General features: G+C 58.1%; 25 protein-coding genes. 22 read left to right on the plus strand and 3 right to left on the minus strand.

Going from position 1 to position 15,685, the window contains the following annotated elements:
• Positions 1-47 precede the first annotated feature (47 nt).
• The 6 genes from ACA066_RS11785 (at position 48) to ACA066_RS11810 (ending at position 3,213) form a co-directional block, all read left to right on the plus strand.
• Entirely contained in the window at positions 48-281 is a 234-nt protein-coding gene (locus ACA066_RS11785) for a hypothetical protein (protein ID WP_497699346.1), read from the plus strand.
• Positions 278-748 carry a NinB/YbcN family protein gene (locus ACA066_RS11790; RefSeq protein WP_414878758.1) on the plus strand — a complete coding sequence of 157 codons (471 nt, stop codon included), beginning with the start codon at positions 278-280 and terminating at the stop codon, positions 746-748. The genes ACA066_RS11785 and ACA066_RS11790 overlap by 4 nt, the downstream gene beginning before the upstream one ends.
• Positions 745-1,296 carry a recombination protein NinG gene (locus tag ACA066_RS11795; protein ID WP_497699347.1) on the plus strand — a complete coding sequence of 184 codons (552 nt, stop codon included), beginning with the start codon at positions 745-747 and terminating at the stop codon, positions 1,294-1,296. The genes ACA066_RS11790 and ACA066_RS11795 overlap by 4 nt, the downstream gene beginning before the upstream one ends.
• Positions 1,297-1,316: 20 nt before the next feature.
• Positions 1,317-1,862 carry a hypothetical protein gene (locus ACA066_RS11800; RefSeq protein ID WP_497699348.1) on the plus strand — a complete coding sequence of 182 codons (546 nt, stop codon included), beginning with the start codon at positions 1,317-1,319 and terminating at the stop codon, positions 1,860-1,862.
• 126 nt (positions 1,863-1,988) lie between these two features.
• The gene (locus ACA066_RS11805; RefSeq protein WP_497699349.1) at positions 1,989-2,633 is read left to right on the plus strand and encodes a hypothetical protein; all 645 of its coding nucleotides are present in this window, start codon (positions 1,989-1,991) and stop codon (positions 2,631-2,633) included.
• A 247-nt stretch (positions 2,634-2,880) separates the two neighbouring features.
• Positions 2,881-3,213 (plus strand): phage holin, lambda family, encoded by a 333-nt coding sequence (locus ACA066_RS11810; RefSeq protein WP_214382207.1) that lies wholly within the window; start codon positions 2,881-2,883, stop codon positions 3,211-3,213.
• A gap of 20 nt (positions 3,214-3,233) precedes the next feature.
• Here ACA066_RS11810 and ACA066_RS11815 read toward each other — a convergent pair whose 3' ends face one another.
• The 3 genes from ACA066_RS11815 to ACA066_RS11825 all read right to left on the minus strand — a co-directional run bounded on the left by ACA066_RS11815 (position 3,234) and on the right by ACA066_RS11825 (position 4,218).
• Complete coding sequence (locus ACA066_RS11815; RefSeq protein WP_497699350.1) at positions 3,234-3,419, minus strand: hypothetical protein; 186 nt, start codon at positions 3,417-3,419, stop codon at positions 3,234-3,236.
• 164 nt (positions 3,420-3,583) lie between these two features.
• Positions 3,584-3,763 (minus strand): hypothetical protein, encoded by a 180-nt coding sequence (locus ACA066_RS11820; RefSeq protein WP_497699351.1) that lies wholly within the window; start codon positions 3,761-3,763, stop codon positions 3,584-3,586.
• A gap of 23 nt (positions 3,764-3,786) precedes the next feature.
• On the minus strand, positions 3,787-4,218 hold the full coding sequence (locus ACA066_RS11825) for a hypothetical protein (RefSeq protein WP_497699352.1): 432 nt from the start codon (positions 4,216-4,218) through the stop codon (positions 3,787-3,789).
• A gap of 124 nt (positions 4,219-4,342) precedes the next feature.
• Here ACA066_RS11825 and ACA066_RS11830 point away from each other — a divergent pair, with 124 nt between their 5' ends.
• From ACA066_RS11830 to ACA066_RS11905, 16 genes are all read left to right on the plus strand, one after another.
• The gene (locus ACA066_RS11830; RefSeq protein ID WP_497699353.1) at positions 4,343-4,957 is read left to right on the plus strand and encodes a putative metallopeptidase; all 615 of its coding nucleotides are present in this window, start codon (positions 4,343-4,345) and stop codon (positions 4,955-4,957) included.
• A 32-nt stretch (positions 4,958-4,989) separates the two neighbouring features.
• Positions 4,990-5,463 (plus strand): DUF2280 domain-containing protein, encoded by a 474-nt coding sequence (locus ACA066_RS11835; protein WP_497699354.1) that lies wholly within the window; start codon positions 4,990-4,992, stop codon positions 5,461-5,463.
• The gene (locus tag ACA066_RS11840) at positions 5,438-6,757 is read left to right on the plus strand and encodes a phage terminase large subunit family protein (RefSeq protein ID WP_497699355.1); all 1,320 of its coding nucleotides are present in this window, start codon (positions 5,438-5,440) and stop codon (positions 6,755-6,757) included. The genes ACA066_RS11835 and ACA066_RS11840 overlap by 26 nt, the downstream gene beginning before the upstream one ends.
• Positions 6,757-8,217: a DUF4055 domain-containing protein gene (locus ACA066_RS11845; protein ID WP_497699356.1), complete on the plus strand. Its 1,461-nt coding sequence runs from the start codon at positions 6,757-6,759 to the stop codon at positions 8,215-8,217. Before ACA066_RS11840 ends, ACA066_RS11845 begins: the two co-directional genes overlap by 1 nt.
• Entirely contained in the window at positions 8,135-9,247 is a 1,113-nt protein-coding gene (locus ACA066_RS11850; RefSeq protein WP_497699357.1) for a minor capsid protein, read from the plus strand. Before ACA066_RS11845 ends, ACA066_RS11850 begins: the two co-directional genes overlap by 83 nt.
• A gap of 8 nt (positions 9,248-9,255) precedes the next feature.
• Entirely contained in the window at positions 9,256-9,741 is a 486-nt protein-coding gene (locus ACA066_RS11855; protein WP_497699358.1) for a DnaT-like ssDNA-binding protein, read from the plus strand.
• A gap of 62 nt (positions 9,742-9,803) precedes the next feature.
• Complete coding sequence (locus ACA066_RS11860; protein WP_497699359.1) at positions 9,804-10,577, plus strand: hypothetical protein; 774 nt, start codon at positions 9,804-9,806, stop codon at positions 10,575-10,577.
• 101 nt (positions 10,578-10,678) lie between these two features.
• A complete protein-coding gene (locus ACA066_RS11865; RefSeq protein WP_497699360.1) occupies positions 10,679-11,416 on the plus strand; it encodes a hypothetical protein in 738 nt (245 codons plus the stop codon).
• Positions 11,417-11,419: 3 nt separating this feature from the next.
• Positions 11,420-12,397: a major capsid protein gene (locus ACA066_RS11870; RefSeq protein WP_497699361.1), complete on the plus strand. Its 978-nt coding sequence runs from the start codon at positions 11,420-11,422 to the stop codon at positions 12,395-12,397.
• 56 nt (positions 12,398-12,453) lie between these two features.
• Positions 12,454-12,750, plus strand: a complete 297-nt coding sequence (locus ACA066_RS11875; protein WP_497699362.1) for a HeH/LEM domain-containing protein — start codon at positions 12,454-12,456, stop codon at positions 12,748-12,750.
• Positions 12,751-12,760: 10 nt separating this feature from the next.
• Positions 12,761-13,138 carry a hypothetical protein gene (locus tag ACA066_RS11880; protein WP_497699363.1) on the plus strand — a complete coding sequence of 126 codons (378 nt, stop codon included), beginning with the start codon at positions 12,761-12,763 and terminating at the stop codon, positions 13,136-13,138.
• A gap of 2 nt (positions 13,139-13,140) precedes the next feature.
• Positions 13,141-13,530, plus strand: a complete 390-nt coding sequence (locus tag ACA066_RS11885) for a hypothetical protein (protein WP_497699364.1) — start codon at positions 13,141-13,143, stop codon at positions 13,528-13,530.
• A gap of 2 nt (positions 13,531-13,532) precedes the next feature.
• Entirely contained in the window at positions 13,533-14,129 is a 597-nt protein-coding gene (locus ACA066_RS11890; RefSeq protein ID WP_497699365.1) for a hypothetical protein, read from the plus strand.
• Positions 14,126-14,542 (plus strand): phage tail terminator-like protein, encoded by a 417-nt coding sequence (locus ACA066_RS11895; RefSeq protein WP_497699366.1) that lies wholly within the window; start codon positions 14,126-14,128, stop codon positions 14,540-14,542. Before ACA066_RS11890 ends, ACA066_RS11895 begins: the two co-directional genes overlap by 4 nt.
• 69 nt (positions 14,543-14,611) lie before the next feature.
• On the plus strand, positions 14,612-15,259 hold the full coding sequence (locus ACA066_RS11900; RefSeq protein WP_497699367.1) for a phage tail protein: 648 nt from the start codon (positions 14,612-14,614) through the stop codon (positions 15,257-15,259).
• A 9-nt stretch (positions 15,260-15,268) separates the two neighbouring features.
• The gene (locus tag ACA066_RS11905) at positions 15,269-15,652 is read left to right on the plus strand and encodes a phage tail assembly chaperone (RefSeq protein WP_497699368.1); all 384 of its coding nucleotides are present in this window, start codon (positions 15,269-15,271) and stop codon (positions 15,650-15,652) included.
• Positions 15,653-15,685: the final 33 nt, after the last annotated feature.

Raw genomic sequence — 15,685 nt, forward strand, 5'->3', positions numbered from 1 at the left:
TTCGGTATCGGGGTGTTTTGCGTCCTGATCACAATTGCGGTGACGTCATGAGCGATTACACGCAACTGAAAAAGCTTCTCTGGGCTGAAGTCGCCGCCTGGAGCCTGAATTGTGAGTCTTGGCAAAGAAGCTCGGAAGCACTCGGCGAATTCCTGGGCAAGAAGACCGTCGAGGAAGTGACGTTGGAGCTGATCGCCGAGAACGAGGCGCTGCGCAAGGAGCGCGACAAACTGGCCGAGGACAAACAAGGGCTGCTTGAAGACTGCGCGGGGCTCCTATGACGGACAAGATCAGCGTTAACTGCCAGGCCAAACTCACTGAGGCCATCACCAGCCTGACCACCATGTACCGCGACAAGAAGTTCGTCGTGGTATCCCTGCGCCCGGGCAAGGACCGCACGCTCGACCAGAACGCTCTGTGGTTCGCCATGTACAAGCGCATCGCTGAGATGACCCAGATCGGCGACGCGGCGGACGCTCGGCGCTACTGCAAGCTGCACTTCGGCGTGCAGATCCTGCTGAACGAAGACTCAGGTTTTCAGGCGGCCTGGTATCGGGTCATGCGCCATCTGCCCTACGAGGAGAAGCTGGCCCTGATGGGCGAGCACAAGTTGTTCGGCCCCGACGGGTTCCCGGTGACCAGTCTGTTCAACCGCGCCCAGGGCATCGCTTACACCGACCGCATGGTTGCGTTCTTCACTGCGCAGGGTGTGGTGTTTACCGATCTGCTCAGTAAGGAGGCTGCATGATCGCCAAACCGCCGCGACCGAAGAAGTGCAAGAACCCAGCGTGCGGCATCAGCTTCCCGCCGCAGCGCCTGGGTCAGGCTGTGTGCAGTCCCAAGTGCGGCCTGGCCATCAAGGATGTGAACCGGGAGAGGGCGCGCAAGTCGCTGGCCGAGATCGGTCGCAAGGAATTGCGCGCAGCCAAGGAGAAGATCAAGCCCCGCGCCAAGCATATGAGCGAAGCTCAGACCGCTTTCAACACATGGGTCCGCCATCGTGACGCCGGCCTGCCGTGTGTGAGTTGCGGCCGGCACCACAACGGACAATGGCACGCGGGGCACTACCGCACCGTCGGCGGCAACCCAGAGCTTCGCTTCGAACCGCTGAATGTCTGGCGCCAATGCGCACCGTGCAACAACCACCAGTCCGGCAACGTTGTGAATTACCGCATCGAGCTGGTGAGGCGCATTGGCGCCGACAAGGTGGAATGGCTTGAGGGGCCACACGACCCGAAGCGTTACACCATTGAAGAGATCAAGGCCATCAAGGCCGAATACCGGGCAAAGACATGAGAGCTGAAGGGGAGAGCAGCATGACCTATCGCAACGTTGTATCCGCAGTTGTTCGGGCGCTCGCCGCCGAGACCATCAACTCTGCAGGCGGCTGCGACTTTGAGCCCAAGGTGCAATGCGCGAAGCAGAAGGGGGAAATCGTCGGCAAGGAGGCTGCATTCCTCACGGACTGCTGGGTGTTCGGCCGGCTGCACAAGTCGTTGTCGGCGGCGCACTGGCGGGCACTGGTCGCGAAGTACTCCACCCACACCGAGCGAAAACACGCCGCCATTGCCGAACTGACAAAGGTAATGCGATCGCCGGCACCGGAGCGCTTCCTTCATTGCGCCGTGGTCACCTGGGCACTACCGAAGCTGCCGGGCTTAGATGGAAAGCGCTCGACCAATGTGCTGCCGGCCGGGTGGTACGAGATGGATAATTGGTCGAACGAGCCGCATCCGATCAAGACGCAAGAACGGTGGCGCAGAGACATCCGCAAGTCGCTGGAGAGCTGTGTTGACTTGGCTTTGATCGAGACTCAGCACATTCTTGAGCATGAAGGCCTTGTGATGTCAGAAGTTGCTTGACTGGCATTGATCCACTGAGCCATTATTCACCCATCCTGTCATTCCTGCGTGTGTAGGAGTGGCAAAAAAAGCCCGACCATAGTGTCGGGTTTTTTTTCGAGTTTTCGAGTACATAAGGACATGGTCATGCGGGTTGTCACTTTCGTAACTTTTGTTGCTGTTGCACTTGCCGGTTGCTCTGGAATCCCTTCAGTTCCATATGAAGAGCCTGCTCAATCAGAGGGGTTGGCGCGTCTTCGCGTGATCACTAACTCCAGTGTGTATGGAGATAGCATCACTGGCAGTTGTGCCCCTGCTACCCGTCATAAGATGGCTGATGCTGGGCGCTTCGGACGGGACGGGACGGCGAACATCAACTATCCGCAGTACCCCCTGAAGTCGGCGAGCGTTGGCATGCCGAAAAGAGTTGCGCCCACTCTTACTGAATACGTCCCAGCAGTTCGGATGGGCGAAGGCGTATATAAAGAGGTCGTAACCGAGTATCGCGTTAGGACTGATCTGCCGTTCCAAATTGCAACCCTGGGCGCGACCATTGGTGGCTATGGCAGCACATACTCGTCCTGCGGTGGCCAAGCGCTCGCTTACAAGCTGGAGTCAGGGAAAGACTACGAAGTTTTGGTTGGGGTAGGTAGCAGACCAAGCAGCGATGGCGGACAAGCGCTTACTTGCATGCTCGGAGTTATCGAACTTATGCCCTTAGCTGGAACTTCAATCGTAATTCCCCAAATGCTGACACCTTCTGCGCCTCCGCAGGTGGCCTGCAAAAACTAACAAGCACAGCCCGACATAGAGCGGGTTTTGCGTATAGCAGAAACGAGAAAGCCCCGACATTGATCGGGGCTTTTTTGTACCTCCGAGGAAAGCCGCTACCCAGTGGATGTTTTCCCGGACGTATCAAGTCCAATCATTTCGGCTCCACCACACCAATTGCTCCGAGCTGGGAGTGCTGCTGGAGCCGATTAAAATCCGCAGGTTACGGCCTGCCGTATTCCTAACTCCCTGACGGGGAGGAACCGAGATGCCAAACATGCCAGACAAACCAGATACCTGGGCGATTGCGCTTGCGTGGTTGAGCCAGCATTCGCCGATCCTCTTCGCCGCTGGACTGTCCTGTGCCATGGCTGTGCTTCGAATCACATACGGTGGTGGCACTCGACGTCAGATGCTGGTGGAGGGTGCGATCTGCGGAGGCCTGACCCTGACGATCATCAGTGGTCTGGATTTCTTCGGTCTACCCCAGAGCATGGCCACCTTTGCCGGTGGCTGGGTTGGCTTCCTGGGCGTGGAGAAGATCCGCAACATCGCGGACCGGGTGACTGACTTCAAGTTGCCGAGTCGAAAGCCTGAATAGGCAGGGCCCTGATAGGTCCTCTACGCTTCGATTTGCTCGGGGCAGGTGAGTTGTTCATTCAGCTCTTGGCAATGAGTTTCTGCCAGCGCAGCTTGGAGGAAATTCTGATTGATCGCCTGTCCTGTGCGGACGTCGACGACGCGATAGTAGAAGCCATTCAACACGCCGTTGGCTGGTCTCTTTTGGACGATGAACACTTCTTCCATAGCTCCACCCCCTTTGAGTCAACTCCTACACCCTAGTAGCTGAAAATCCATTTTCCAGTGAAGCGGACGAGTGGGGTTTCGGCTTACCGATCGATCACTTTGTCTCGACACGTTTCGTGAGTCAGAAAATCGTGTCGTCACATTTGAGGAGCTTTCTTTCATCGCTAACTGTGAGTGTTATTTAAGCGTTCACAATGTAGGCGGGCGGCCTCTTGAGTCTCATGGGAAAACACCATTTTTGGATCGCAGCGATCATTCATATCCAGAACGGTGTGTACGACCTTGCCCGTCCATTTTCCGCTCTTGATGTCTTTATCCACTTGCACTTCATAACGCGGTTTCATTTTCGATACTCCTGTCTAGACCTCTATTTCCGGGAAGAAAGGCAAATTTGATGGGTTTTTTTATGTTCTGCAATCTGGTTCTGTATCTCCTGCTTTCTCTCCAGGCTGTAGTTCCACTCATCGGCTCTGCTCGCGGTATTTTCCAAGCTTAGGACTTCGAGCCAGATAGTTTCGCATTCGTCGTTTTGTAAAGCCGCCAGCCTCGATCTGGCGGTTGAAAACTCGGTATCAATTTTACGGTACGCCAAATCCCAGGCTTTCACATCGACGATGAGCTTTTCCTTTTCTTGTTTGAGCTGAGCGATTTGATCTCTCAAATAACTGTTTTCAGCCTCAATACGACCTATCTCTCGCGATTGCTGCGACGAATATTGAAGGAAAGCAAATGCGCCGCCTCCACATCCAACCACAATCCCAACAACAGTACTTATTATCCATTTTGTAGTGCTGTTCACTCTTTTCCCCTGTGCCATAAACGAGCAACACTACCTTCTGATGATCTAACCCTACAAGCTGGGAGTGGCAAGATTGTTCTCCGTGAACTGATGCTGGCTGCTCAGATTCTATGAGAAAAAAACAATGGGCAGACCGCAGCCACCAACATCACTGCTTGAGCTATCCGGCTTCGGTATCCGCCTGATCCCCGCTCCCGAAGTGTGGGAATGGCTCCAAGTCGAGATCCTCGCCGACACCGGCAGCATCCACAACGAAGAGCACGCCCATCTGATCGATGCGGATATTCGTGTGATGTGGGCATCTGCTGCCTTCACGAAGAAGGGGCGCACAGTGGTGGGCCAAGCCGAACAGGTGGCATTCCGCGCCGGGGGTTGGCAGAAGGCACGAATGGAGCAGCAGATGATGGATTGGTTCGGCGACGTGCCGGCTTACATCATCACCCTGGCTGCCGATTACTGCGCCCAGTGTTCCGACGCAGACTTCTGCGCCCTGGTCGAGCACGAGCTGTACCACATCGCGCAGGCGAAGGATCAGTACGGCTCACCCAAGTTCACCCAGGAAGGATTGCCCAAGCTTCAGATGCGCGGACACGACGTCGAGGAGTTCGTCGGTGTAGTTCGCCGCTATGGTGCGAGCCCTGACGTTCAAGCGCTGGTGGATGCTGCAAACAGTCCTGCTGAGGTGGGGAAATTGAATATATCGAGGGCCTGCGGAACCTGTCTGCTCAAGTCGGCCTGAATTTCTGACAGGTTTTGACGGATGACAACCATATGGCAGCACTACGAAGCGAGGTCAAAGCCTTCATAGTTCAGGCTCTGGCCTGCTTTGATACGCCGTCCCAAGTGGTCGAGTCGGTCAGGAAAGAATTTGGCATAGATGTCAGTAGGCAACAGTGCGAATCCCACGACCCGACAAAGTACGCCGGTCGCGCTCTCGGGGTGAAGTGGGCCGAGCTATTCCACGCTGCTCGCAAGCGGTTTCGCGAAGAGACTGAAGACATCCCAATCGCCAACCGCGCGTACCGATTGCGTGCCCTGGGTCGCATGGCCGAACGGGCCGAAAACTCAAAGAACATTGTACTGACTGCCCAACTGTTGGAGCAGGCAGCAAAAGAGTGTGGCGACGTCTACGTGAATCGTCGCCTCGAACCAATCAAGCCGCCGGGTTCAGAGGCGGGTGCCGAACCTGCCGCCGAATACGTGTTGAGGCCTGACGAAGATGTCCCTACCAGCCCGTATCTCTGATGGGCTGGTCGCGCTGACGCCGAAACAGGCGAACATTTATGTCTGGGGCTTCCAACCTGAAGCGCGTTTCCGCGATGCGGTGTGCGGGCGCCGGTTCGGCAAGACCTTTTTGGGCAAGGCCGAAATGCGCCGGGCGGCTAAGCTCGCCGCCGCTTGGAACGTCAGCGTCGAGGATGAGATCTGGTACGCAGCTCCAACTCAGAAGCAAGCGCGTCGGGTGTTCTGGCGCCGGCTGAAGCAGGCTATCCCCAAGACGTGGATGGCCACCAAGCCAAACGAAACGGACATGCTGATCACGTTGAAAAGCGGTCATTTGCTCCGGTGCGTTGGTCTGGAAAACTACGATGACCTACGCGGATCCGGCCTGTTCTTCATCCTTGTTGACGAATGGGCGGACTGCAAATACGCCGCCTGGGAAGAAGTCATCAGGCCGATGCTGTCGACCTGCACCTACACGCTTCCCTCTGGTGAAGTCAGGAAGGGCGGTCATGCACTGCGCATCGGAACCCCGAAAGGCTTCAACCATTGTTACGACACGTTCCAAGACGGCAAGCCAGGCCATGAACCTGATCACCGCAGCTGGCTGTACACCTCGCTCGATGGCGGCAATGTTCCTCCGGACGAGATCGAAGCCGCTCGCCGAAAGATGGACCCTCGGACATTCCGGCAAGAGTACGAGGCCAGCTTCGAGAACTATCAGGGCGTTGTTTACTACACGTTCAACCGTGAGGCGAACCGCACCAGCGAGATGATTAAACGCGGCGAGGCTCTACACATCGGGATGGACTTCAACGTCATGAAAATGGCGGCGGTGGTGCACGTCATTCGTGACAATCTGCCTCTGGCGTTGAGCGAGTTTGCCGAGGTGCGGGACACGCCTGAGATGATCGAGAAGATCAAATTGCGGTTCCCCGACCACAGCATTGCGATCTACCCGGACGCCAGTGGGCAGAACACCAGCAGTAAGAGCGCAAGCGAGTCAGACCTGTCGCTACTCAAGAAGGCCGGCTTTACGGTCGTCGTGGACTCGACCAACCCCGCGGTTAAGGATCGAGTTAACGCCATGTGCGCGATGTTCGCCAACACCTACAACGAACACCGCTACCTGGTGAACGTCGACCAATGCCCGAAATACACGCAGAGCCTTGAGCGGCAGATTTACAACGACAAAGGCGAGCCGGACAAGAAGTCCGGTTATGACCACATGGTTGATGCACCTGGCTACTTCATCGCCAAGCGCTACCCGATCAAGACACGCACAGGCGGAACGCGCCGTATTGGAGGATTGGCCTGATGCCAGTGCAATCGACAAACCCCGACTTCGACGCGCACATCGCCGAATGGGAAATGATGGACGACGCTCTCGAAGGTGAGGGCGCCATCAAGCGCAACGATCGGAACCTGCCCAGGCCAAGCGGCATGGTGGAGGCTGAAAAGCTCGACGCCGCCGGCAACAAGTATCTGTACCAGAACTACACCGACCGGGCGCAGTACGAGCACTGGGTGCGCGACTCCCTTCGGTCGATGATGGGCCTGGTCTCTCGGCTGATTCCGGAAATCAAACTGCCCGCTGGGCTGAAAGGGCTGGAAGACAACGCAACTTCTGATGGTTTCGGCCTAAAGCAGTTGTTCTTTCGCATGGTGCGCCAGGCTATTTCACACGGCCGGGTCCCGCTGGTGGTGAACATCGATGACGCCGGCGAGCCGTATTTCTCGACGTACGCCACGCGGAATGCGATCAATTGGGATGTTGCCGATCAAGATGGCAGGCAGGACCTGGCCCTTTCGGTGTTCCGCGAGTTCCGCAAGAAGCGCGGCGATCGATACAGCCACGACTGCGACACGGTGTTCCGTGAGTTCTTCATGCAAGGTGATACCTGTTACACCGCGGTGCGTAATGAAGGCGGTGAATTGGTCGAGGATGAAAGGCCCCTTGGCACGACCGGTACTGACAACCGACTGATCAAGGGCTTGCCTTACCTGCCCGTGATTTACTGCGGCTCGACGGACAACTCGCCAGAAGTCGACGAGTTGCCGCTGCTGACGATGGCACGCGCCGCGTTGAAGTCCTACCAGTTGAGTGCTGACTATTTCACCGCGCTACACCAGACCAGTCACCCACAGCCGTGGGTTTCGGGGCTGGACGACGCGGTAGAGCTGAGCGTTACCGGTCCATCCGCTGCGTGGGATCTCGGGCCGAACGGCAAGTGCGGCTACCTGGAGTTTCAAGGTGCCGGCATTGAAGCCGTCCGCACTGCCATGGATGACCAGCGCAACGCCGCGGTTGAGGCTGGCGCCAAGGTGATGGACGTGGGCGGCACCGAGTCGGGCGAGGCTCGCAAAACGCGCCAGAACGACCAGCACGCCACTCTGCACAGCATCGTAATCACCGTGGCCGAGGCGGTAGAGCAGGCGCTGCGGTACGCCGCCGAGTGGAAGGGCTACGACCCGAAGCAGGTGACGTTCAAGGTCAATCCCGAATTCATAATCCCTCGGGTCGACCCTCAGGTGCTAGCTGAACTTCAGAAGGGCGTCATGGCCGGCACGATCAGCGCCGACACCTATTGGCAGTACCTCACGACCGGGAAGCTTCCGGAACGCCTCTACGACGAAGAAGCCGAACTGATCAGCGAAGAGCGCGAATCGGCCGGACTCAACTTGGACAAAGACGATGCCGACGGCAAACCTGGAACAGGCGGACAGCCAGCTGCTGGAGCAGACGACCCGCCACTCAGTGATGATCGAGCGGCTTAAGGCTGGCGAGGTCAAAAAGTTCGAGAAATACCTGCGCCAGATTGACGCCCTGTTGCGGGAGCAACTGACCCGCAAAGAGTTGACTACCTACAGCCGAGATCGCCTCGAGCAGTTTCTGGCGCGCGTGGGCGGCAAGCTGCTGGACATCTACAAGGCCTTCGGCAGCGTGGTACAGGCTGATCTGGTGGATATCGCGCTCTACGAGTCCACCTTCGAGGCCAACAGCCTCAGCCATGCGATGTCGATTGACGCAGTGGTCCCGACCAATGCCGTGATCCGCGCGGCGGTGTTTTCCTACCCGCTGCAGGTGAAAGGTTTGGATGGCGGCAAGCTGCTGAACAGCTTCCTCAGCGGCTGGACCAGAACCGAGACGATGCGGGTGACGAACACTATCCGGCTAGGCTTCGGCCAGGGCCAGACGAACGCACAGATCATCCAGGCTGTTCGCGGTACCGCGGCGCAGAACTTCACCGACGGCACTCTCGCGGTGAGTAACCGCAACGCGGCATCAGTGGTGCAGACGGCGATTCAGCATGTGGCCACGACGGCGCGAATGGAAACGCTGAAGGCCAACAGTGACGTGGTGCTCGGCTATCGCTGGGTGTCGACGCTTGACCGCAAGACTTCACAGCAATGCAAAGGCTTGGACGGGATGCGCTTCGACCTGGGCAAGGGGCTGCTGCCGCCGGCGCACATCAACTGCCGATCAACCACGGTGCCTACCACCAGGCTTTCCGAACTGTTTTCGAAAGGCGCCACGCGCGCGGCGATTGGTGACCACGGTGGTGGCCAGGTCGATGCAAGCCTGAACTATTACGAATGGCTGGCGACGCAGCCCGCGAGCTTTCAGGATCATGCTCTCGGGCCTGTACGGGGCAAACTGTTCCGCGACGGTGGCCTGACCCCGGAAAAATTCGCCGTGTTGCAACTCGACAAGAAGTTTAAGCCGCTGACTCTGGCCGAACTGAAAGCCATTGAGCCTGACATGTTCTCCCGGGCAGGCGTTACACTCGGCGCTCCACCAGGTTGAGATGACCGATGCAGATCATTGTCGAGGACGGGCAGGGAAGTCCGGACGCCAACAGCTTCGTGCCACTGGGGAAGCTGACCTTCTACCGCGACTACTACGGCTTTCGCATTCCTGAGGGCGAGGTCGAGCAGGTCGCTCTGCTTCTGCGCGCCGCAGCGGATATCAACGCTCGCGAATGGAAAGGGCGCAAAGCCAATCCTAACCAGGCAATGGCCTGGCCCCGGCGTGACTGCAAGATCGAATATCAAACGCTTTCCGAGATATTCATACCCTTTGAACTTGAGTGGGGGCAGGTGCGACTGGCGGTCGAGATCTATGCCGCGGAGCAGGGCTTTCAGATCGAAGAGCCGACGTATTGCACTGAGCCGAATGGTCGGCGCACTCGGCTCAACCGCGATACGCCGGGCGTCCGCATGCGCCCGCCGCCGTACGTTCCGAGCAGGACGCAGTTCGCTGATTACCTCATGATGCGCGGGCTGACGGTCGTCAGGTAACTGCTTGTTGAGCTCGACGACTTCAGACTGATATAACGCTCCTCTTTTTTTAGGAGCGGCAAATGAATTGGATGCTTGCGTTGATTTTGGTGATCGCGTGCGTCATCTGCTTGATGCTCGGCATCACAGCGGGGGTCAATCTCAATCCAGCATCCACCGTAGTATACGTTTGGGATTGGAATGCGGCGGGTAGTTGGGTGTCGGGTATTGGAACGCTGCTGGCTGTTATTGTCACTCTGTGGCAAGTCAGGCGCCAGCAGGAGCGAGAGAAGCCAAGGCTGGCCATACAGCAGGATTACGAAGCGAAGTCTTATACGTTGATTGTCGTATCAACCGGGCTTGTGCCAGCCACAGTTCTGGGTGCGCGCCTCTCCTTCAATGGGGGAAAGACATTCTTAGACTTGGCGCAGAATCTTCCTGAAGATACAGCGTATCCAAGGCGTCTCGACCGCGGCGAAGTGATGAGTCTCCTAGCGCTGAGGAATGTCGGCTTTTCCATGTTAGGTAAAAGCATAATCAGGCCAGTTATAAGCGCTCTAGAATCCGAAGGTGTAAGAAGTGCAATTCACGGTGAGGGCCTCAACCGGAAATTTTTCGATCAGTTAAATTCATTATCATTACGCGGCGCCGTGCTGCTGGTGAAAATGGCCCACGGCGTGGAGCAATTCAATTTCTCCCAGGAAGCTTTTCACGCACTTTTGAAATGTGCAATTGATGATGAGCACAATCAAGCGCTGGAGAGATTGGAATATTGGAAGGCTAGAGATCAGGAAACTTTCAATCTCCTTGAGGCAGCACGTCAGCGTATTCATAAGGCAGAAAGTAAAACGGAATAGTCCCCGTTAAAAATTCCAGCGAATCAACAATAGAACCTCGGCCATGCCGGGGTTTTTTTATGCCTGCAAAGCGGGCCGACCAAACCCAAGGGGTGCACCAAGTGGCAGACGAAAACCAGATTGATCTTGAAGACCCTGCAGTTCAGACCGCCATTGCTGCTGCTGTTGAGGCGGCAACCCTGGGTCTCAAGAACAAAAACACCGAGCTGCTTGGCTCCCTCCGGACCACCAAGACTGAACTGGACGGGTTCAAGACTCAGTTCGAAGGTCTGGACATTGCCGCCGTCAAGGGGCTGCTGACCAAGGTGGGCCAGGACGAAGAGACCAAGTTGATCGCCGAGGGCAAGCTGGACGAGGTGATCACACGCCGAACTGAGCGCCTGCGCACCGACTACGACACCAAGTTGGCCGCTGAGAAGGCGCGCGCCGACAAGGCCGAGGCCTTCGCTGCGAAGTACAGCGACAAGGTGCTGGCCGATTCCATCCGCGCTGCTGCCATTAAAGCAGGCGCGCTCCCTGAGGCTGCCGAGGACATCATCCTGCGCGCCCGGGGCACTTTCAAACTCAGTGAGGACGGCGAGGCGATCGCCACTGACCGTGACGGCGAGGTCGTTTACGGGAAGGACGGGAAAACCCCGCTGTCGCCGCTCGAATGGGCGGAATCGCTGCGTGAAACAGCAACTCACCTGTGGCCAAGGGCCCAGGGAGCCGGTCCGACCGGCGATCAAGGTGGCAAGGCCACGAAGAAGTGGGGTGAGTACACGGAAACCGAGCGCGCTGCGATCGCCCGTGACAACCCCGATCTGTTCAAGAAAATCCAGGCCACCAAAGGAACCTAATCCATGGCAACTACCCAATTGACCGACATCTTCGTCGGCGACTACTACGCCTCCCTGGCGCCGGTGAACAGCCCGGAAAAAACTGCTGTTTACGAGTCGGGCATTGTGACTCGATCGCCGGTGTTGGACGCGATCGCCTCCGGTAGCCAGGGCACCGCTGAGATCAGCTACTGGCAAGATCTGAACGCTGACGAAGCGCCGAACATCAGCAACGACGACCCGAACGACCAGGGCGAAGTCGGTAAAGTCACTCAGGACAGCATGCGTGCCCGAGTTCTGTACCTCAATAAAGGCTACGGCGTTACCGACCTGACCGCCGAGCTGGCAAACACCGAGCCTCAGCAGCAGATCCGCAACCGCTTCGGCACCTACTGGACCCGCCAGTGGCAGCGTTACACCCTGGGCGCGGCTCGCGGCATCATCGCCTCGAACATCGCGAACAATGGCGGTGACATGGTCATCGACGCAGGCGCGACCATCAGCGCGAACGCCTTTCAGGATGCTGCGTTCACTGCCGGCGATGCCGCAGACCAGTTCGGTGCGATCGGCGTGCACTCGGTGGTAATGAACCAGATGGTCAAGCAGGACCTCATCGAGTACCTGCGTGACTCCGACGGCAAGATCATCCTGGCCACCTACCTCGGCAAGCCGGTATTCATGGACGACGCGCTGGTGTACGGCGCAGGCAAGTACCTGTCCGTGTTCTTCGGCCAAGGTGCTTTCGGCTATGGCGAAGGCACGCCGAAGGTGCCGGTTGAGCTCGAGCGTAAGCCGGGCGGCGGTAACGGTGGTGGTGCCGAAGTGCTGTGGGAGCGGAAGACCTACATCCTCCAGCCTGCCGGTTTCAGCTGGAAAGGTTCCGAGGCTCAGAACCTCAGCCCGACGGCAACTCAATATGCTGCTGCGGGGAACTGGACTCGTGTGTTCAGCCGCAAGCAGGTCCCGTTCGCTGCTGTGATCAGCGGCACCACCACGCCGTAATTCGGCCCACACAGCCTAGCGCCTGTATGGGCGCCGGGGTGCTTCTGAGGTGACTCATGAAAGTGATCTACACGGACAAACCGGGCAAAGAGCGCGGTGCATGCTATCGCCTGTTGAGCGAGTTCTTCGGCGTGATTGGGACCGCCACTCAGGTGGTTGTCGATGGCGATGCACAAGAAATCATCGATGCCTACCAGGCGGCCGGTATCAAGGTCTCGGACGGCAGAGAGCCGGAAACTGACCCTCTGAAAATGAAGGTCCCCGAGCTGAAAGACTGGCTGACTGCCAAAGGCATCGACTTCGACGCCACTGCCAAGAAAGAAGACCTGCAGGCCCTGGTGCCGGCGGAATAAGGACAAGCACATGACCGATTTCATCACCGTTGCCGATGTTGATGCCTCGCTGGGTCCTGACTGGGCGGGCACCGGTGATCCGGTCCTTGCTGTGACCATGGCTAACGCCTGGCTCACGGCCAAGATTAAGCGGGCTGTACCCGATCCGGTGCCGGCCGAGATTAAAACAGCCGGTGCCCAGGTTGCCAAAGAAGCGGCAGCGGGCAAGTTGTACACGGCCACGCAAAAGGAAGTGCAGAGCAAAACGGTCTCGGCTCAGTCCGGTACGTCGGTGAGCAAAACCTACGTGGCCGGATCCACTGACACTTCCGCGGGCGTGAACTTCGCTCTGGCGCTGCTGGAGCCGTGGATCAAGCGCTCTGGCGTGATGATGCTCAAGAGGATCTGATTATGGGCATGCGCGACGAGATTCAGGTTGAGATGGCCGAGGCATTCGACGATCCCGATGGGCTTGCAGATGCTGTTAAGCCAGTGGCCGGCGTTCGAAAGGTGGTGGGCGAATACGACCCCGATACTGGCGCGGCGCCGGAGGTGACCACCACCTACGGCGGCCGTGGAGTGTTCAGCAGCTATCTGGCCAAGGAAATCGACGGGTCGTTGATCCAGACAACCGACGAAAAGCTGCTGATCTTGCAGAACGAGCTGTTCGATATGGTTGAGGGAGTGCCAACAACGATCATTGCCGAACCGAAAATCGGCGACATCATCGGAGGGAAACGCGCTCTGAACGTGAGCCAAGACCCCGCCAGAGCAACCTGGACTGTCCAACTGAGGGTTTGAAAATGGTAAATAGTGGCTCTGGTCAGTCCGGCAGCTTCGCGCTGAGCCTCGCAGAATTCGCTGCCCAAGCCACGGAAGCCATCGACGCTAGTCTGCGCGAGATCATCATCGAGGTTGGCAGCAGCGTTATCCGCATGTCACCAGTGGGGAACCCCGAGATCTGGGCGCAGAACGCAGTGGCCAGCCAGTACAACAAAGCCGTGGACGATCACAACAGCGAATTGCGTAGCGATCCGGCCAACCTGACAAAGGCGGGGAGGCTCAAGCCCGGGCGCAAGCTGAACGACGGTATGGACATCGTCGCGCCCGAAGGCTACGTCGGTGGTCGGTTCCGGGCGAACTGGCACCTCTCCATCGATGTGGTCGAGAACGTAACGTTCGACGAGGTTGATCCCGGCGGCCAAGAGACGATCGCCGCCCTTGTTTCGGCGGTGAGCGACTTCACCGCCGGCCAGACGGCCTACCTCATAAACAACCTGCCGTACGCGATCCCGCTTGAGTTCGGGCACTCGACCCAGGCCCCCGGCGGCATGGTCCGTATCACCGGGGCCCGCTTCCAGCAGATCGTTGATGACGCCATCAGGAACAACCAGGCATGAGCCATAACATCATCGCCTCAATCTACGAGGCCAAGCTGATCGCCTGGGCGAAAGCCTTGCCGACCCCACTGAAGGTTGTGGTCGAGAACGAGGCATATACGCCGGTCAACGGCACCACGTACCTGAAGGCCTTCACGCTGCCGGGTGATACCGCAAGCAACACTCTCGGCGGTGACCACAAGCTGTACACCGGCGTGTTTCAGGTCAGCATCGTGACGCCTTCCGGCAAGTACCGCGGCGCGGCCGGCGCGCTGGCTGACCGGATCGCCGCTCTGTTCCCGCTGTACGAGCGCAACACGAAGGGCGCGCTGACCGTGGTGACGATGAGTCCGGTCGACCCTGGGCCCGGTATCCCAGATGACACCACGTTCACCGTGCCCGTGTCGTTCCTGTACCGCGCCGACACCAACTGAATTAGCCCGTTGGGCAAACCCAGAACCCGCCATAGAGCGGGTTTTGTCATTCTACAAAGAGGAAAAACCATGAGCGTCAGGATTCCCAACGGCACCACGTTCGAGATCGCGGCAACGCTGAGTATCGCGAAGCCATTCACCGCCATCAGCAACGCCAAGCCTGCAGTGCTCACTGCGGCTGCCCACGGTCTGGTTGACGGCGACGTGATCGTCATCGACTCTGCCTGGGCCAAGCTGAACGGCCGCCCGGCCCGCGTCATCTCTTCGGAAGTCGGCGAGTTCGCGGCTGAAGGCGTGGATACCACCAGCGTCAAGAGTTACCCGACCGGCTCTGGCGCGGGCACTGTCCGTGAGGCATCTGGTTGGACGCAGATCGCACAGATCACTGAGCCCACAGCCAACGGCGGCGAGCAGCAGTTCCTCACTTACGGCTTCCTTGAAGACGACGACGACCGTCAACTGCCTACCAACAAGTCGGCCAGTAGCATGACGCTGCCAGTCGCTGATGATCCGGCTCAGGCGTATGTCGCGATCGTTGAGGCGGCCGACGAAGACAAAGAGCCGCGTCTGGTGCGCGCAAACCTGCCGGGTGGCGCGAGCATTTACTACTACGCGTACGTGTCGATCACTGCGACTCCGACACTGAGCCGCAACAACATCATGACGCGGACCATCACCTTGTCGTTCGCCTCCCGCCCAACTCGCTACAACACCTAAGGGGTTCCCATGGCAAAGTTTTCCATCGCGCCAAAGCCGACGTTCACCGTCGATGTGGCTATTCCGCAGGTCGGCGGTAAACCGGCAATGGTGCCATTCACGTTCAAGTACCGCGACCGTACCGCACTGGCCGAACTGTTCGACTCCTGGAAGGAAAAAGCAGCGGCCATCGTCGAACGTTTCAAGGGGACTGAGCCGACCCTCTCGGAAATTACCGCGGTAGAGGTAGAGCAGGGTGTCGACCAAATCAAGGATCTAGTGGTGTCGTGGGGCTTTGGCGACAAGCTCAACGATGACTCGATAACAGCTCTGGTGAAGAGCTGCATCGGCGTGTCGGACGCTGTCGTGAAGGCGTACAGCGAAGCATTCGGCAAGGCCCGCTTGGGAAACTGACTGCCGCTGCCCGTGCCCTTTATGAGGCCGATA

This window comes from Pseudomonas sp. LBUM1651 (genome assembly GCF_059716135.1).

What these genes read in the sequence shown, in the direction of transcription:
- ACA066_RS11805 (WP_497699349.1), top strand. Translation starts at nt 1,989, where the DNA reads ATGCGGGTTGTCACTTTCGTAACTTTTGTTGCTGTTGCACTTGCCGGT.
- ACA066_RS11900 (WP_497699367.1), top strand. Translation starts at nt 14,612, where the DNA reads ATGAGCGTCAGGATTCCCAACGGCACCACGTTCGAGATCGCGGCAACG.
- ACA066_RS11885 (WP_497699364.1), top strand. Translation starts at nt 13,141, where the DNA reads ATGGGCATGCGCGACGAGATTCAGGTTGAGATGGCCGAGGCATTCGAC.
- ACA066_RS11890 (WP_497699365.1), top strand. Translation starts at nt 13,533, where the DNA reads ATGGTAAATAGTGGCTCTGGTCAGTCCGGCAGCTTCGCGCTGAGCCTC.
- ACA066_RS11895 (WP_497699366.1), top strand. Translation starts at nt 14,126, where the DNA reads ATGAGCCATAACATCATCGCCTCAATCTACGAGGCCAAGCTGATCGCC.
- ACA066_RS11815 (WP_497699350.1), bottom strand. Translation starts at nt 3,419, where the DNA reads ATGGAAGAAGTGTTCATCGTCCAAAAGAGACCAGCCAACGGCGTGTTG.
- ACA066_RS11855 (WP_497699358.1), top strand. Translation starts at nt 9,256, where the DNA reads ATGCAGATCATTGTCGAGGACGGGCAGGGAAGTCCGGACGCCAACAGC.
- ACA066_RS11820 (WP_497699351.1), bottom strand. Translation starts at nt 3,763, where the DNA reads ATGAAACCGCGTTATGAAGTGCAAGTGGATAAAGACATCAAGAGCGGA.
- ACA066_RS11790 (WP_414878758.1), top strand. Translation starts at nt 278, where the DNA reads ATGACGGACAAGATCAGCGTTAACTGCCAGGCCAAACTCACTGAGGCC.
- ACA066_RS11880 (WP_497699363.1), top strand. Translation starts at nt 12,761, where the DNA reads ATGACCGATTTCATCACCGTTGCCGATGTTGATGCCTCGCTGGGTCCT.
- ACA066_RS11835 (WP_497699354.1), top strand. Translation starts at nt 4,990, where the DNA reads ATGGCAGCACTACGAAGCGAGGTCAAAGCCTTCATAGTTCAGGCTCTG.
- ACA066_RS11795 (WP_497699347.1), top strand. Translation starts at nt 745, where the DNA reads ATGATCGCCAAACCGCCGCGACCGAAGAAGTGCAAGAACCCAGCGTGC.
- ACA066_RS11905 (WP_497699368.1), top strand. Translation starts at nt 15,269, where the DNA reads ATGGCAAAGTTTTCCATCGCGCCAAAGCCGACGTTCACCGTCGATGTG.
- ACA066_RS11870 (WP_497699361.1), top strand. Translation starts at nt 11,420, where the DNA reads ATGGCAACTACCCAATTGACCGACATCTTCGTCGGCGACTACTACGCC.
- ACA066_RS11845 (WP_497699356.1), top strand. Translation starts at nt 6,757, where the DNA reads ATGCCAGTGCAATCGACAAACCCCGACTTCGACGCGCACATCGCCGAA.
- ACA066_RS11800 (WP_497699348.1), top strand. Translation starts at nt 1,317, where the DNA reads ATGACCTATCGCAACGTTGTATCCGCAGTTGTTCGGGCGCTCGCCGCC.
- ACA066_RS11785 (WP_497699346.1), top strand. Translation starts at nt 48, where the DNA reads ATGAGCGATTACACGCAACTGAAAAAGCTTCTCTGGGCTGAAGTCGCC.
- ACA066_RS11810 (WP_214382207.1), top strand. Translation starts at nt 2,881, where the DNA reads ATGCCAAACATGCCAGACAAACCAGATACCTGGGCGATTGCGCTTGCG.
- ACA066_RS11830 (WP_497699353.1), top strand. Translation starts at nt 4,343, where the DNA reads ATGGGCAGACCGCAGCCACCAACATCACTGCTTGAGCTATCCGGCTTC.
- ACA066_RS11875 (WP_497699362.1), top strand. Translation starts at nt 12,454, where the DNA reads ATGAAAGTGATCTACACGGACAAACCGGGCAAAGAGCGCGGTGCATGC.
- ACA066_RS11840 (WP_497699355.1), top strand. Translation starts at nt 5,438, where the DNA reads ATGTCCCTACCAGCCCGTATCTCTGATGGGCTGGTCGCGCTGACGCCG.
- ACA066_RS11850 (WP_497699357.1), top strand. Translation starts at nt 8,135, where the DNA reads ATGCCGACGGCAAACCTGGAACAGGCGGACAGCCAGCTGCTGGAGCAG.
- ACA066_RS11860 (WP_497699359.1), top strand. Translation starts at nt 9,804, where the DNA reads ATGAATTGGATGCTTGCGTTGATTTTGGTGATCGCGTGCGTCATCTGC.